Source organism: Actinoalloteichus hoggarensis, from assembly GCF_002234535.1.
Classification (GTDB): Bacteria; Actinomycetota; Actinomycetes; order Mycobacteriales; family Pseudonocardiaceae; genus Actinoalloteichus_A; species Actinoalloteichus_A hoggarensis.
This window is the reverse complement of sequence record NZ_CP022521.1, coordinates 6340835-6355938: the sequence shown is the minus strand read 5'-3', so window position 1 is coordinate 6355938 and position 15104 is coordinate 6340835. Positions and strand designations below refer to the sequence as shown.

The 15104-nt window shown below is 70.7% G+C and carries 17 protein-coding genes; 5 read left to right on the top strand and 12 right to left on the bottom strand.

Annotated features, from left to right (window positions below):
• Positions 1 to 308 precede the first annotated feature (308 nt).
• A complete protein-coding gene (locus AHOG_RS27100; RefSeq protein WP_075743068.1) occupies positions 309 to 494 on the bottom strand; it encodes a DUF3073 domain-containing protein in 186 nt (61 codons plus the stop codon).
• Positions 495 to 675: 181 nt separating this feature from the next.
• Here AHOG_RS27100 and AHOG_RS27095 point away from each other — a divergent pair, with 181 nt between their 5' ends.
• Positions 676 to 1683 (top strand): DUF8083 family protein, encoded by a 1008-nt coding sequence (locus AHOG_RS27095; RefSeq protein WP_093944863.1) that lies wholly within the window; start codon positions 676 to 678, stop codon positions 1681 to 1683.
• Here the strand turns inward: AHOG_RS27095 and AHOG_RS27090 are convergent.
• From AHOG_RS27090 to ygfZ, 3 genes are all read right to left on the bottom strand, one after another.
• Positions 1676 to 2647 carry an asparaginase gene (locus AHOG_RS27090; protein ID WP_093943829.1) on the bottom strand — a complete coding sequence of 324 codons (972 nt, stop codon included), beginning with the start codon at positions 2645 to 2647 and terminating at the stop codon, positions 1676 to 1678. The two genes, AHOG_RS27095 and AHOG_RS27090, sit on opposite strands and share 8 nt — an antisense overlap.
• Before the next feature lie 41 nt (positions 2648 to 2688).
• Positions 2689 to 3288 carry an RsiG family protein gene (locus tag AHOG_RS27085; protein ID WP_093943828.1) on the bottom strand — a complete coding sequence of 200 codons (600 nt, stop codon included), beginning with the start codon at positions 3286 to 3288 and terminating at the stop codon, positions 2689 to 2691.
• A gap of 228 nt (positions 3289 to 3516) precedes the next feature.
• Complete coding sequence (ygfZ, locus tag AHOG_RS27080) at positions 3517 to 4653, bottom strand: CAF17-like 4Fe-4S cluster assembly/insertion protein YgfZ (protein WP_245856474.1); 1137 nt, start codon at positions 4651 to 4653, stop codon at positions 3517 to 3519.
• A 225-nt stretch (positions 4654 to 4878) separates the two neighbouring features.
• Here ygfZ and AHOG_RS27075 point away from each other — a divergent pair, with 225 nt between their 5' ends.
• The gene (locus AHOG_RS27075) at positions 4879 to 5727 is read left to right on the top strand and encodes an aminodeoxychorismate lyase (RefSeq protein WP_093943826.1); all 849 of its coding nucleotides are present in this window, start codon (positions 4879 to 4881) and stop codon (positions 5725 to 5727) included.
• Between the two features lie 568 nt (positions 5728 to 6295).
• Here AHOG_RS27075 and AHOG_RS27070 read toward each other — a convergent pair.
• From AHOG_RS27070 to AHOG_RS27040, 8 genes are all read right to left on the bottom strand, one after another.
• Positions 6296 to 6934, bottom strand: a complete 639-nt coding sequence (locus AHOG_RS27070; protein ID WP_093943825.1) for a heme-binding beta-barrel domain-containing protein — start codon at positions 6932 to 6934, stop codon at positions 6296 to 6298.
• A gap of 306 nt (positions 6935 to 7240) precedes the next feature.
• Complete coding sequence (locus tag AHOG_RS27065) at positions 7241 to 7546, bottom strand: DUF1416 domain-containing protein (RefSeq protein WP_093943824.1); 306 nt, start codon at positions 7544 to 7546, stop codon at positions 7241 to 7243.
• Positions 7547 to 7643: 97 nt separating this feature from the next.
• Positions 7644 to 8492, bottom strand: coding sequence for a sulfurtransferase (locus AHOG_RS27060; protein ID WP_093943823.1), 849 nt, complete (start codon positions 8490 to 8492; stop codon positions 7644 to 7646).
• 169 nt (positions 8493 to 8661) lie between these two features.
• Positions 8662 to 9102, bottom strand: a complete 441-nt coding sequence (locus AHOG_RS27055) for a DUF4395 domain-containing protein (RefSeq protein WP_093943822.1) — start codon at positions 9100 to 9102, stop codon at positions 8662 to 8664.
• A 102-nt stretch (positions 9103 to 9204) separates the two neighbouring features.
• Positions 9205 to 9279 carry a putative leader peptide gene (locus AHOG_RS30650; RefSeq protein WP_376700089.1) on the bottom strand — a complete coding sequence of 25 codons (75 nt, stop codon included), beginning with the start codon at positions 9277 to 9279 and terminating at the stop codon, positions 9205 to 9207.
• Positions 9280 to 9321: 42 nt separating this feature from the next.
• Complete coding sequence (locus AHOG_RS27050) at positions 9322 to 9849, bottom strand: TlpA family protein disulfide reductase (RefSeq protein WP_093943821.1); 528 nt, start codon at positions 9847 to 9849, stop codon at positions 9322 to 9324.
• 114 nt (positions 9850 to 9963) lie between these two features.
• Positions 9964 to 10761, bottom strand: coding sequence for an LmeA family phospholipid-binding protein (locus AHOG_RS27045; RefSeq protein WP_093943820.1), 798 nt, complete (start codon positions 10759 to 10761; stop codon positions 9964 to 9966).
• Positions 10758 to 11603, bottom strand: a complete 846-nt coding sequence (locus AHOG_RS27040) for an alpha/beta hydrolase (protein WP_245856473.1) — start codon at positions 11601 to 11603, stop codon at positions 10758 to 10760. The genes AHOG_RS27045 and AHOG_RS27040 overlap by 4 nt, the downstream gene beginning before the upstream one ends.
• A gap of 91 nt (positions 11604 to 11694) precedes the next feature.
• On the opposite strand from AHOG_RS27040, the gene AHOG_RS27035 reads away from it, so the two are divergent.
• From AHOG_RS27035 to pstS, 3 genes are all read left to right on the top strand, one after another.
• Positions 11695 to 12495 (top strand): winged helix-turn-helix transcriptional regulator, encoded by an 801-nt coding sequence (locus AHOG_RS27035; RefSeq protein ID WP_169725912.1) that lies wholly within the window; start codon positions 11695 to 11697, stop codon positions 12493 to 12495.
• A gap of 251 nt (positions 12496 to 12746) precedes the next feature.
• Positions 12747 to 13745: a mycothiol synthase gene (mshD, locus tag AHOG_RS27030; RefSeq protein ID WP_093943819.1), complete on the top strand. Its 999-nt coding sequence runs from the start codon at positions 12747 to 12749 to the stop codon at positions 13743 to 13745.
• 216 nt (positions 13746 to 13961) lie between these two features.
• The gene (pstS, locus tag AHOG_RS27025) at positions 13962 to 15077 is read left to right on the top strand and encodes a phosphate ABC transporter substrate-binding protein PstS (protein WP_093943818.1); all 1116 of its coding nucleotides are present in this window, start codon (positions 13962 to 13964) and stop codon (positions 15075 to 15077) included.
• Positions 15078 to 15104 lie beyond the last annotated feature (27 nt).

Genomic DNA, 15104 nt, shown 5'->3' with positions numbered 1-15104 from the left:
GTCGGGAGCCGACGGGGCCGCCCGGGCATCGCCTCGTCCAGCGGCGTGAACAGAGCGAGGCCCCACATCCGTGATGGATGTGGGGCCTCGCTCGCTCAGATGGTGCGCCGTGTCTGGTTCTCACGCCGCACCATGTCGTCGTGGACAGGACGACTCATGCCGGGTCACGCCACGAAGGCGTAACCCGGCATCAGTCGTTCGAAGGCCCGAACTCAGGTACAGGGACCTTGACGATCACCAGGTTGAGGGCGCAGCCGTCAGGCGAGAGAGCTCCGAAGAGGGTCGACTCGCCTGAACACTCGGCTGAGTCAACCTCGGTATTCGTCGTACCGGTCGTCGTACGAGTCTCCGGGTCGGTCATCATCGGACCGCTTGCCAGAGGACTCGCCGCCTGACAGCTCGCGCTGCAGAGCGTCGAAGTCCGTGGCATGGGTGCTGTACTTGAGCTCCCGGGCCACCTTCGTCTGCTTGGCCTTAGCTCGGCCGCGCCCCATGGCTCGACCCCCTCGCACAGGGACGGGGCGGCCGGGGGAACGGCGGCCCCGTATCGTCTCGACAACTCTTCCTGCCCCCACCGTACCGTGACAGGCAGGGTCGATGCGACGTGGCACCGCTTGTTCGGACGTGATGCCGACCGCTGTGCCGTCGCGGCCCCGACCGTGGCAGGATTTCAGGGTGCCACGATCGTTCGTCGCCTACCTCAGGGTGTACGAGCCGCTGTCCTCCTTCGACGCTACGTCACGGGACAGACTGGAGCGTGCCCTGCGTGCCGGACCCCTCGATCCGTCGCTGGTGGCGGACCGGGAGCGAGAAGTGTGGCTTCGGACACAACTCGCCTCGCCCGTCCGGTTGTTCCCCGGCGACGGGGCGCCCGCGGGCAGACGGCTGGAGGGCCTCACCGACGTGCTGGTGCTCCACCCGGAGGACGTCAGCACCCTCGACGGCCCCGGCACGGGCTCCCGCCCCACCACCGGAAGCGGGGCCGCCACCACCGGCCCGACCGGGAACGATCTGCCGGGGGGCGGGCCGGTCCGCGTCCCCTCGGGGGAGGACGCGGACGCCGACTTCGAGCAGGAGCTGCTGGTCTGTCCGCTCGACATCCGCGCGCGGGCCGCGGCCGGCATGGTCGGATTCCTGTCCACGGCCTCCCCGCCGCTGCTCGCCGAGGCGCTGCCCCTGGCCCCGGATGCCGTGCGGTCCAGGGCCGCCGCGGTGGTCGCCGAGATGGCGGGCGGCGCGGTGCACGTGGTGAGCTCCACCTGGAGCGTGCCGCTGCCGTGGTTCTCGCTCGTCGACCCGGCCGCCCGTCGCCTCGTGCTCGCTCCGCTCGACGACCCCGAGCGAAGGGTCAGCTGGCGGGTGCCGCTCGCGGATGCCCGCAGGCGGGCTGAACACGCCCACGGCGTGGTGCGGGAGTCCATCGGCCCGGAAGGCCCCGCGGCGCTGTTGCGGGACACCGGACGATGGCTGGACCACTTCCACCCCGACTCCGCCCTCGAACTCGACTACGGCGGCCTCGTGCAGCTCATGGACGACGAGGAGCTCTCCGAGGACACCTCGGCGCAGGACGTCCATCGCATGGTCGAGGCCTTCGAGGAGGGCGAGGCCGAGGTGATCGCCGAGCTGTATGAGAAGCTGCGCGACTTCTGGGCCGAGGTCGCCTCGCGGGAGCGCTTCAGCTGAGCGCGACCGCCCGGTCGAAGACGTCCGGCAGCATCCGTACGTCGCCGACCCGACGGCCCGCACCGAACACCGGCTCGGTCGCGAGCGCGTCGAGCGCCTCGGACGGGGCGACACCGAGTTCGCGCAGGGCGCCGACCAGGACGGGCAGCCGGGCCCGCGCATGGCCGTCCTCGATCTTGATCGCGGCGGCCCGCCCGTCGGGGAGCGCGACGGCGGCGACGCCCTCCGCACCGGCCTTGCTCAGCAGGCCGGGTACGGCGGTCATCATCGACTCGTCCTCGCGTCCGGTGCCCGACACCAGGAACGGATGCCTGCGCATGACGTCCGCCACTCGCCGTCGCGGCGTGCCGACCGGCGCCTGCACGAGACCCGCGAAGGCACGGGCGAGACCAGCCAGCGAGAACGCCGCCAACGGGGCGCCGCAGCCGTCGACGGCGGTCGCGGCGGCGGGTTCCCCCGTCGACTCCTCGATGGTCCGGCGAATCTCGACCTGCAGCGGGTGCGACGGCTCGCGGTAGTCCTCGGTCGACCAACCGGCTCGAACACAGGTCGCCAGCATCGCGGCGTGCTTGCCGGAACAGTTCATCGCGAGTCTGCGCGGGCCGTGACCCGCGCGCAGCATCGCGTGGCGGCTCGCCTCGTCACCCGGGAGCGCGGCCGGACACTGCAGGTCGTCCTCCGTGAGGCCGTGTGCATGGAGCACGGACTCGACGCGCCGAAGGTGCTCGGGCTCCCCGCTGTGCGAGGCGCAGGCCACCGCCAGGTCGGCGTCCGACAGTTCCAGGCCGCACCGCAGCATGCCCAGCGCCTGGAACGGCTTGTTCGACGAACGAGGGAACATCGGGACGTCGACCTCGCCGACGCTGCGCGCGGACAACGCGCCCGCCGCCCACAACGCCACCGAACCGCGGTGGACGCACTCGCGGAATCCCGAACGCACGACTTCGACCAGGGGGACGCTCATGTCGACGACGGTACGGGCCCGCCCCGGCCGGGAGAGCGGGGCTACCGCGCCTCGTCGTCCGCAGGCTTCCGAGGCGCGGGGCGGTCGCTCTCGCATGCCTCGGCGAGCAGCTCGTCCACCGACGCGCGGCCCTCACGGTACCGACGGGCGATCTCCGCGTTGAGGAGGTCGACCACGTCCTGAACCTCACGCCGCCGCAGGGAGACCGACGCCTCCTCCTCGCCGTATCCCTCGGCGGCCTCGATGAGCTCCGCATCGGAACGGGAGGTGACGTCGGAGAGGTCCACGTCGGAGACCAGCGCCTCGACATGTCGCCGTCGCGCCTCGGCCCGAGACGGCTCCATCGTCTGGTAGCGGCCGGAGCCGGTGGCGGGCCCGACGGCGTTGCGGGCCAGGATGTCGGTGAGCTGTTCGACCACCGAGATCGGTCCGTTCTCCTCACGCCGGATCTGCTCGGCACGCACGATGTCGATCCGTGCGTGCAGAAGCCTGCGCAGGTAGGAGAGGTCGGTCTCCTCCTGGGCCGCCTCGTCCCGCAGCGCGCGCACCTCGCTCAGCGGCCTGGTCTGGACGCCCTCCAGATAGTCCGGGGCGAGTACCCGGTCTATCCGCCTTCGGCCGCCAGGTCGGACCTCGATCACGGCATTGTCCTCAACGACATCGGTCCGTCCCACTTCATCCGAGTCTCCGGGTGCGCGTCATGCCGGCCTGTCGACGGTCCATCGGCTCACCACGAGCCGCTCGACCACCGATCCTTGCGTGAACACACGTCGACGGGCAACCGCCTGCCGGATTCTTCCGCATCGCCGCCCGGCTTCGAGCGGTGCGATGTCCCTGTTCCGCACGCGATCCTGACACAGGAGCGAGCGTCAACCACGCAAACGCTGCGCAGCCACCCGACCGGGTGGTTCTCCGGTGTCGGCGGGCACCGAATCGGGGTCGATGGATCCGGCGACCCGTCGGTCCTCGCCGCCCACCGTCAGTTCCGCGTCGATCGGCACGTTCCGCTTGATCAGAGCCAGGGCGATCGGGCCCAGCTCGTGATGCCGGATGACACTGCCCACCCGGCCGACGGCACGATCGCCGTCGGTCACCGGGTCACCGGTCTCGGGAAGGACCTCGGAGGACCCGTCCAGGTGCAGCAGCAGCAGGCGCCTCGGCGGCTTGCCGACGTTGTGAACCTTGGACACCGTCTCCTGCCCTCGGTAACACCCCTTGCTGACGTGGGCGGCCGAGGGGACCCAGCCCAGTTCGTGCGGGATCGATCGATTGTCGGTGTCCAGGCCCTGTCGGGGGCGGAACGACTCGACCCGCAGCGCCTCGAAGGCCCAGCTGCCCGCGCGACGTGCGCCCGCCTCGGTCAGCCGCTCCCACCAGGAGACCAGTTCGGGCCTCGGAACGAGCAGGTCGACCGTGTTCCGGCCGGGCCAGGGCATCCGACGCGCCAAGCCGCCGCCGGGCAACGCCGTCACGGCGTACCGCGCCGCGGGCGGTTCGACGCCCACGGCGGCGAGGACCGTGTCCGCCTCCGGGCCCGCGACCGACAGCAGCGCCCAGTCGGCGGTCACGTCGCGCGGTTCGACCTTGGACCAGAACCGCATCCCCTCCAGGTAGCCCGACAGCGACTCTGTCCTGCCGCCGATCGCCCCCGTCACCGTGGTCGACGCCTCGGAGTCCAGCCAGACCGTTCCATCGAGGTGGGCGAGCACCATGTGCGCCTCCACCCGGCCCTGGCCGTCGAGGATCAGCGCCTCGGTTCCGGTCGCGTCCGGCAGCGCCGTCACGTGCTGGGAGAGCATCAGGTGCAGCCAGCTGAGCCGTTCCTCGCCCGGCACCGCGATCACCGTGCGATGGGACCGGTCCACGACCACCGCGCCGCGAGCGGCCGTGCGCTGTTCGGCGAAGGGATCGCCGTAGTGCCAGGGCACGCCGGCGTCGGGAGAGTCGTCCGGCGGCGGCACCGCGCCCGGCGAGGCGAGCAGCGGTGAGGAGGTCGAGGTGGTCACTGGCAGTCCCTTCGTCGCGCGGCCGCACGCTCCGGCGTGCGCGCGACGATCTCGCTCTGCGCCACGTCTCGGGGGAAGCCGTCCACCGCGAGCACACGCCCTCGGGCCACGATTCCCCATGGTAGACGTCGTCTGGGAACGGTGACGGCGGCCGATCCGGCGATCGCCGCCTCGCTGGAGTGACACCGACCACGGCCGGAACACCGGGCGGCATACTGTCGGGCTATGACGGTGCTTGCGTTGTTGGACGGAACGATCGTCGACCACACCGCTCCGCTGCTTCGCGTGGACGACCTCGCGGTGCAGCGCGGCGACGGGGTGTTCGAGACGATCATGGTGATCGACGGTCGACCGAGGGAACTGGGCCCTCATCTGGATCGGCTCGCGCGATCCGCGGCACTGCTGGACATGCCGCCGCCGGACCTGGCCGCCTGGGAACGCTGCGGCCGGATCGTCATCGACGCATGGCAGGGCGGGCGGGAGATGGCGCTCAAGCTCGTCTACTCCCGGGGCGTCGAGGGCGCGGGACCGACGGCGTTCGCCATGGGAATGCCCGTGGGCCCCGAGACGATCCGCAAGCGCACCGAGGGGATCGCGGTGATCACGCTCGACCGCGGCTACGCGGCGGACCTCCAGGAGCGGGCTCCGTGGCTGCTGCTGGGCGCCAAGACCCTGTCCTACGCGGTCAACATGGCCGCGTTGCGGCACGCCGAGCGCAACGACGCGCAGGAGGTCATCTTCACCGCGACCGACGGCACCGTGCTGGAGGGCCCGACCTCCACGGTGGTGATCGCGCAGGGCCGTACGTTGCGCACGCCGCCCGCGAACAGCGGAATCCTGCCCGGCACCACCCAGCATGCCTTGTTCCGCGCCGCCGAGGCGGCGGGCTGGACCACCAGGGTCGAGCCGATCCGTGTCGAGGAACTCTGGGACGCGGACGGCCTCTGGCTGGTCTCCAGCGTCCGGCTGATCACCAGGGTGCTGACCCTCGACGGCAAGGCCTTCCCCGAGGAGGAGCAGCGGGCGGCACTCCATCGGGAGATCACCGAACTGTTCGAGTCTCAGTACGCCTGACCCGGCCCGCCGACGCGGGTTCCCCCGGTGTCGCGCATCGGGGGCGCTCGCATGGGCGACGAGGACATCGGTGACGAGGGCGCCTGCACGGGCGACGGCGAGTCTGGAGGCCGGAAGCAGCCCACGACGCCAGTCAGGCGGCCCGTCCGTCTCGGATCGCCGTCACCACGGCTGACCGCACCACCGGCGCGGCCGACCTGCGACGGGCGGTCGTCGCCGTCGAGCATCGTGAGCCGTGCGGGTCCCGCGGGGCTTGACGAACGGCGACACCCGGCCGGACAGACCGATGCCGCATCGGCATGACGACCGGTCGGGTCCCCTCAGGGATCTCACGGACGGCGAGCCGATGCCCGCGCGGCGCGGAGGCCGGTATCGGGCCGCTCGTCATCCTGGGAATCGTGTCGAGCCCCGGCGGGTGGTCCGCCGCGTCGAGAGACGGCTCCGGCCGGCCGGGCGACGAACCGGGCCGGGCGGACCCGCGGCCGCACGCGCCGATTATCAGGACGAGGCGCGGCGTCCCGCGTACGGGGCGTCCGCCCGCGCTGATCGCGGTGCGCGTCCGGCGGGCTCAGCCGACGACGCGGCTCAATTTCGCGGAGATGTGCGGCGCCAAGGGCTTTCCGCCCAGCGAGCGTTCCTCCACGTAGGCGAGATCCCCGTCGGGGACGACGCCGTACAGACGCTGTGCCGCGCTGATCTCCTCGGCGGAGCTCGTCCTGGCCACCGCGTCGGTGCCCAACTCCCATGAGGTCTGGTTGCGCGGCTTGCCATAGAAGATCTCGACGACGCCGCCGGAGTGGGCCAGAACCAGTTCGATCGTGTCGTCGGGTTGCGGCCGCCACCAGCCGACCTCACGGGACCCGGACCCGAGGACCTCGCCGTCGGCGTCGAGAAGCCAGGACCGCGCCTCGTAGTACAGGAACGGCCTGCCGTCGTGCGCGAAGGTGATCTGCTGGCCATAGCGATAGGGCTCGTCCAGCGAAGGATGCTCCGCGACCCCTTCACCACGCCAGACACCCACCAGGGGCAGCAGCGCGAGACACGCCGAATGCAGCTCGGGTCCCATCCGCAGGTTCGCGGTGTCCGCCGGAATCGGCAGGTCCTCGAACTGCGGCAGGTTCAGTCCGCGTGTCGCCTCGGCTCGTTCGGCTGCCGCCTGCACTGCGGCGTCACCGCTGATGGTGTTCGGCTGCTCGTCGGATGTCATGTCTCGGACTCACTCAGCGCTGGTCGCTGTACAGCCGATAGACGACGTAGACGGCGAACCACAACACGAGGACCGTGGCCAAGGCCAGTAGGCCGGTAAAGAACAGTTCCACGCTCGGAGCATACCTTTCGGCAGACGGGGACGGTGGAAGGCAAGGCGTGGGCTCGCCCACCACCGATCACGTCGACGCTCGCCGCGGACCGGCGCGTGCGGACACGGTCTGCCGCAGTCGGCGAGGTCATGCGGCGAGGTCCGGCTCGCGACGACAGGATCAGCCCGCTCGCCGGATCGCGCCCGCACGACCTCCTAGGTCAACGCGATGTCCGCGCGATGCAGCCCCGCGTCCGCCGCGACGATCTCGGCCTGCCCTCGGCCCGACTTGTGCAGAGCTCGAACCGTCCAGGTGCCCGGGGCGGCGTAGAAGCGGAAGTCTCCCGTCGGTGCGGAGACGACCTCCGCGGTGAACTCGCCGTTCGCATCCAGCAGACGTACGAACGCGCCGGAGACTCCCTCGCCCCCCGTGTGCACCCGGCCTGCCACGACGACCTGGTCGGTCCCTGCCACGTCTTCGGCACGGGTCGCCGTCTGCTCCGGTGCTCCGCAGCTGCTCATGATCAAGGCTCCATTTCGTGTTCGCGGCCCGGTCGTCGTCCGATCGGGACAGGCTCGGTGACACGGCCGGGTCGGACTCTCGGCCCGGCCCGGCGGATCAGCCGGACTGGGCCGCCGACGGGTTCGACACCGGAACACCGATGAGGCTGCCGTACTCGGTCCACGATCCGTCGTAGTTCTTGACGTCGGACTGGCCGAGCAGCTCGTGCAGCACGAACCAGCTGTGCGAGGAACGCTCGCCGATCCGGCAGTAGGCGATGGTGGCCTTGCTCCCGTCGAGACCTGCCTCGGTGTAGATCTCTCGAAGCTCGTCCTCGGACTTGAAGGTGCCGTCCTCGTTGGCCGCCTTGCTCCAGGGCACGTTGACGGCGCCCGGGATGTGGCCGCCGCGCTGGGCCGCCTCCTGCGGGAGGTGGGCGGGTGCCAGCAGCCTGCCGGCGAACTCGTCCGGGGAGCGGACGTCGACCAGGTTCTTGGTGTCGATCGCGGCCACGACCTCGTCCCGGAACGCCCGGATGGAGAGGTCCTGCTCGCTCGCGGTGTAGCTGGTCTCCGGACGCTCGACCGCGTCGGACGAGAGCGGCCTGCCGTCGAGCTCCCACTTCTTGCGGCCGCCGTCGATGAGCTTGACGTCCTGGTGGCCGTAGAGCTTGAAGTACCAGTATGCGTAGGCGGCGAACCAGTTGTTGTTGCCCCCGTAGAGGATCACGGTGTCATCGTTGCCGATGCCCTTGCTCGACAGCAGCTTCTCGAAGCCGGACCGGTCGACGAAGTCACGGCGGACGTGGTCCTGGAGGTCGTTCCTCCAGTCGAGCTTCACGGCTCCGGGGATGTGGCCTCCGTCGTATGCCGTGGTGTCCTCGTCGACCTCGGCGAACACCAGTCCAGGTGTGTCGAGGTTGGCCTCGGCCCATTCGGCGGTCACCAGGAAGTCTTCGCGGCTCATCTCGCTGCTCCTCGTGTTCTCGTCGCGGTCTCGTCGCGATCGTGGTCGTGGTCGAATGTCGATGCCGGGGTGGTCGATGCCGGGGTCTCCCGGATCGGTCGATGTCGCGGGTACTCGACGTGGGCCCGACCCACCGCGGCGCCGTGCGGACCGCAGGTGGCGCGTGGGGTCAGGCGAGATTGGACGGACGGGATGCCCGGAGCCGCTGAACCAGCAGGTAGAGCTCGCAGCCGAGGCAGAGGCCGAACACCGCGTTGAGCAGCGCCGCCACCAGCGCCAGGGCGGTCGCGACGACGCCGAGCGTGGTGAGCCCACTCGCATAGCCGATGACCCCGACCACGCTGAACACGAAGCCCACGCCCTGGGAGAACTGCACGGGTGCGGTCGGCTCCTGCTCCCCACGCCCGCGAAGCCGTGGCCTGATCAACCGGCGATAGACGAGACCCCACGGGTTCAGCCGCAGGCCGACGAACGCGCATAATCCGAATAACAGCGCCTGGGCCCCTAACAGCCGCCAGCTCTCGGTGAGCAGGACGACGACGAGGATCAGACTGGTCATCGCGGCGGAGAACCGAGGCCCCCGCGCATCGATCAGCTGTGCATCGGACATACGACCTCCATGACGGTTTCGCGGTGAGAGAAGTCCGTCCGAGGCGGGCGAGCGCGGTGGCGAGAGGTGATGCGACGTCAGCCGTACAGCGCTACAGCCCGGTCAGGAAGTGCGACAGAGACTGCTCGCGAGGCGGCAGAGGTCTACCGCGCGGCGTCTGGTCAGCAGGAAGTGCACGCCTGCGACGGTACCGGAACGCCCGCTGGTCGGGAAGCTCTCTCAGTCCTCGGAATCCGGGAGCTGATCCGCGGAAGGCGGGGCGGGATCTTCGGAACGCGGGGCGGGCAGATGCGGGCGCAGCGCCGTCAGCAGCGCCTCGCGACGCGGGACGCCGCCGATCCGGAACAGCTCGCGCCCCGCCGGGTCGAAGGCGATCGTCGTGGGAGCGCGGTGCACACGTAGCGCCCCGACCAGGTCGGGACGGTGGGTGACGTCGAGATCCACATGGCGCACCGAGGCCGACTTCGCCGCGACGTCGGCCAGCAGGGCGCGAGTGTGCCTGCAGGGCGCACAGAAGGTGGTGGACAGCTGAAGCAGCGTCACCGTCGAAGGCGGCCGTGTCGTCGGATCGGCGACGGTGGCGGTGGCCGTCAGGGCCTCCCACACCGCCGCGGGCAGCCCGGAGGGCTCCGGGGCGGGCTCCGACGGCTCAGCGGTGACCCGGACCCGGCCCTGCGCGCGACGATGCAGGACGCCGACCAACAAGGCGGTGGTGACCGCCGCCAACACGGCCGCCAGACCCGCCATCGCGCCTCCCGAACACTCGTCTCGCTCATCCGGAGGGAGAACGTCGGCTCCCCACTCGACCTCGTTGGCCACGCCGCGGCCTCAGGCGGCGCGCTGCCACGGGCCCCTCCGCCCCTAGTTGCGGATCACCACGTCCCGCGCGGTGCCGCCCGCGATCAGCGCACCGTGCTCGGCACGCACGGAGGTGGGCGTGACGTCCAGCGGCAGTCCACCCGGATCGATCCGGGTGGTGAAGGTGCTCAGCACCGCATCCTGGATCTCCGCGGGAAGTTCGAGCGCGCCGGTTCCGGGATCGATCTCCAGCCGCCTCGGCTGGATCTCGATGATCCCGTCGGTCAAGGAGAGCGTGCCGACGACGGTGATCTCGGTCTTGTCGCCGCCGATGTCCTGGCTCCCGGTCAGTTGAACGGTGGCCGTCGTGCCGTCGTCGACCTGTTCGGGCCCGGCCCCCTCGGCCGCCTGCTCGCCGCCTTCCTCGGCACCCTCCTCCGGCTCCACGAGCTCGCCGGTGAAGGGTTCTATCCGGAGATCGGGGATGTTGATCAACCTGCCGATGTCGCTGGCCGTCAGCCGCACGAGGCCGGCCACCTCGTCGACGCGCACCTCACGGAGCGTGCCGCCGACGATGTCGGAGAACGGCACCCGGACGTGCCGCAGGGTCGCCTCGATGTGCACGTCCTGAAGCTCGCCGACCCGCACCCCCTGAGCCTGCACCTCGACCTCGCGGTAGTCGCCTGCCATGGCTTGGACGACGAAGGGAAAGCCGTTCACCCTGACGGCGGGGTCGTCACTGAGCCCCAGTTCCGCACGCAGCCGTGTGGAGACCTGGTACTCGGCCGCCGCCGCGGCACCGTAGTCGGCGGCGGTCAACAGCCCCGCGACGATCACCAGGACGATCAGTAGTCTCTTCAACGCTCGGTACCCGCCTTGATCAGCTGTCGTTGCCGGGTCACCTTGAGGGCGTTCCCGTCAAGCCACTGTGCCATCCGATCCACCAGCGCCGGCGTCATGCCCGTCTCGGCATGCCGGATATCCGGCTCGATCCACAGCTCGCCGCGGGAGCCTGCGGCCGAGTGGAGCTGCCGTGCGTGATCGGGGGAGAAATAGTCGTCCTGTTCGCCGTGCACGAGTAACAGCGGCGTGGGATGGATGCGTTCGGCGGCCTCCAACGGCGACACCGGGACCTGCTCCCAGGCTCGATCGAGCCGGACGCCCACCAGCGGCGCGACCAGCCTGCCGTGCGGCTGCTCCAACAACCAGTGGACCCGCCGCATCGCCGCCGTCTCTCTGATCCACCACCGGGAGGGGCCGCTCACCGCGGCGACGGCCTCAGGCCGGTCGCCGGGTTCGGCCAACGCGGCGTGCCGGATCATGATCGAGGCGCCCATCGAGAAGCCCAGGGTCGCGACCCGGTGGAAGCCGCAGCGTCGTGCGTAGCTCACGGCCGCGGCCACGTCGAGGATCTCGCGGTCACCGACGGTGGAACGCCCGCCGGAGCGGCCGTGGCCACGGAAGTCGAAGGCGAACACCGCCGCCCGCCGGGCGAGTCGGACGAGGCTTCGCATGACCGCGGGCTTGCGGACATGGTTGGTGAAGCCGTGGCCGACGACGATCGCGAGATCGTCCGCCGTCGCGGAGCGTCGCCGCCGGGCGGGGGAGCCCGGCTGCCTGGGCATCAGGACGCCGCGGAGGGGCACGTCGTCGGCGGTGCGGGCTGTGATCTCCGCGATGAGTGCTCGGTCAACGGTGGTCACAGGGGGTATCCTTCCTGATGTCCGGAGGGCAACGGGGCCCGGTATGCGGGCAGGTGGGTCACCTCGCTGCCCGGCGGGAAGGAGCCCCGACATGTCCAGCCTGGAACTCCTGCTTCTGACCTCCGCGCCGAACGCGGGGGCGGTACTGCCCGCGCTCCCCCTGCTGCCGCACTCGGTCCAGCTCGGCACGCCGGAGATCGTGGGCCTTCTCGAACGTCGCCCCCATGATGCCGTCCTGGTCGACGGCACCCAGGACCTCGTCGCCGCCCGCAGGCTCTGCGGCCAGCTCGCGGCGGCCGAGATCGCCGCCCCCGTCGTCGCGGTCATCGGCGAAGGCAGCCTCGTTGCCGTCAACGCGGACTGGGGCGTGGCCGAGATCCTGCTTCCGACGGCAGGCCCGGCGGAGGTCGACGCCCGACTGCGTCTCCTGCACGGGAGGGCCGAGCGGGAGGCGCGGTCCGAAGGCGAGATCCTGAGCTTCGGGGAGCTGATGATCGAGGAGGCCACGTACACGGCGCGGCTCCGAGGCAGGCCGATGGAGCTGACCTACAAGGAGTTCGAGCTCCTGAAGTATCTCGCCCAGCACGCGGGTCGCGTCTTCACCCGTTCGCAGCTCCTGCAGGAGGTGTGGGGGTACGACTTCTTCGGCGGTGCCAGGACGGTGGACGTCCATGTGCGGCGGCTGCGGGCGAAGCTCGGGCCGGAGCACGAGCAGTTGATCGGCACGGTCCGCAACGTCGGCTACAAGTTCGTCCGGCCCGGCGGCCAGGCATCGGTGCCCGCCGAGCATCGGTCCGGGCACCGGCTCGCCCGGTACGGCGCCGACTCGTCCGACCTGCTCGCCGGCGCCACCGGCGAGTCGATCGTTCGTCCGGCGGCGGCCCGCCGCTGACTCGGCGGCCTGCTCCGGCACCGCTCACGCAGCCCGCCGGGCCGCCAGGATCGTCTGCGGGAAGCCCGTAGTGTGCTGGCCCTCGCGTTCCACATTTCATCGAACCCATGTTCGAATGATGCCCGTGTCGTGTCCTCTGCGGCCACGAATCGCCGGGTGATCCACTCCAAGGTGTGAGCCTGCGCCCTGCGACAAGGTCGCAGTCGGCGGTCTGCCGGTCCCCGGCCCGGCGGCGGGTTACCGTGGAGCGCGTGACGATCACGAGCTGGCACAACGGTCTTGTCGACGAGGTCGCCGACGAGGTGATCTCACTGCTCACCGAGGCGACGAAGGCGGACGGGCGAGCCCCCGTCTCGGAACGGGGACTGGCCGCGCTGCGGCGGCGTGGCCCGGCCGCGGTGCAGGTGGAACAGGTCCGGGCCGACGTGGGCGGGACGGAGCACTTCCTGGTTCGCGAATCCGGCGGCGGCCTGGTGGGTTACGCGCAGCTCGACACCGAGACCGACAGCGAGGGCAGGCCGGTCGCCGAACTCGCGGTCCGACCCGCCGCCCGGCGCGGCGGCGTGGGCACCGCGCTCGTTCGTGCCCTGCTTGAACGCATTGGACTGCCGGAGCAGCCTGCGGAGCCCGCAGCCGACGAGCCGCCCGTCACGCCCGCCTCGCTCCTCGTCTGGTCGCACAGCGGCCACCCCGCGGCGAGCAGGCTGGCCCGGCGTTTCGGCTTCCATACCGTTCGCGAGCTGCGGCGCATGTGGGTCGACCTGACCGAACACCCGCCCGGTGACGTCTCGGCTCCCTCGGACGTGTCGATCAGACCGTTCCAGGTCGGCGGTGACGAGGCCGCCGTCGTCGAGGTCAATCGACGGGCCTTCTCCTGGCATCCGGAGCAGGGCGGGATGTCGGAGGCCGACCTCGTCGAGAAGGAGTCGGAGACCTGGTTCGATCCGGCGGGCTTCCTGCTGGCCGTCGACTCCGACGGCGGCCTGCTCGGCTTCCACTGGACCAAGGTGCATCCACCGGGTGCCGCGGCTGGGGACGCCGTCGGCGAGGTGTACGTGGTCGGCGTCGACCCGGATGCTCAGGGGCGAGGGCTCGGCGGCCTTCTCACCAGGGCAGGACTACGGCATCTGGCTGATCGAGGACTGCGTCACACGATGCTGTACGTCGAGGCGGACAACCCGGCGGCGATCCGTGTCTACGAGCGGCTGGGCTTCACCCACCGTGACAGCGACATCCAGTTCGGCCGATAGCCGCGGTGCTGCCCGGTCACATTACGGAGAGCAAACGCACAGGTCACGACCAGGCTACGCGATACGGCCACTAGTGGTGGGTCCAGTCACTTCCCGTGTCTTGTTCACCTTGCGTTCACCTCTTCAGCGGCCGTCGTCCACCCCGGCTGCCTACCTTCGCATCGGGCGGCGACCTGCCGCTCGATGAACGTGCAGGCTTCGCACTGGAGGAACACTGTGAAGATCAAGCGGCACTCTGCTGCTCTCGGGCTGGTGGCGGCGAGTGCGCTGCTGCTCTCGGCCTGTGGCTCCGACAACGCGGCCCAGGACGCGAACGGCGACAGCGGGTCGACCGGCGGGGAGCCGACGTCCGCCGAGTGCGGCGGCGTCGACCAGATCGTCGCCGAGGGCGCGTCCTCGCAGGCGAACGCCATCGACGAGTTCGCCGCGGTGTTCAGCGGTGAGTGCGCCGGACAGAGCCTGGCCTACAACCCGAACGGCTCCGGCTCGGGCCGTCGTCAGTTCATCGCCGGCCAGGTCATGTTCGCGGGTTCCGACTCCGCGATGGACGAGGAGGAGCGGGCGCAGGCCGAGGAGCGGTGTGGCAGCCCCGCCTGGCACCTGCCCCTGGTCTTCAGCCCGGTCGCGGTCACCTACAACCTGCCCGGTGTCGACGAGCTCGTGCTGCCCAGCGAGGTCGTGGCCCACATCTTCAACGGCACCATCACCACCTGGGACGACGAGGCCATCGCCGCCGCCAACGAGGGTGTGGAGCTGCCGGACACCCCGATCACCGTCTTCTACCGCAGCGACGAGTCCGGCACCACCGGCAACTTCCAGGACTACCTGACCGTCGGCACCAACGGCGCGTGGACCCAGGGCGAGGGCGAGACCTTCGCGGGCGGCGTCGGCGAGGGCCGCGGCCAGTCCCAGGGTGTCGCGGAGGCGGTGTCCAGCACCGAGGGCGGCATCACCTACGTCGAGGTCTCCTTCGCGAACAACGCCGACCTGGGCATCGCCCAGATCGACACGGGCAGCGGCCCGGTGCCCCTGACCGACGAGACCGTGGGCGCGGCGATCACCGGTGCCGAGATCACCGGTGAGGGCAACGACCTGACCATCGACCTCGAGTCGGTGTTCGGCACCACCGAGGCCGGCGCGTACCCCATCACGATGGCGACCTACGAGATCGTCTGCTCCGAGTACGAGGACCCCGAGGTGGCCGCAGGCGTCAAGTCGTTCCTCAGCGTGGCCGCCACCACCGGCCAGGAGAACCTCTCCGAGATCGGCTACACGCCGCTCCCCGCCGAGTTCCAGGAGCGCCTGCTGACCGCGATCGACGAGATCGCCTGACCCGTCAGGCATTAGCCCGATCGGGTA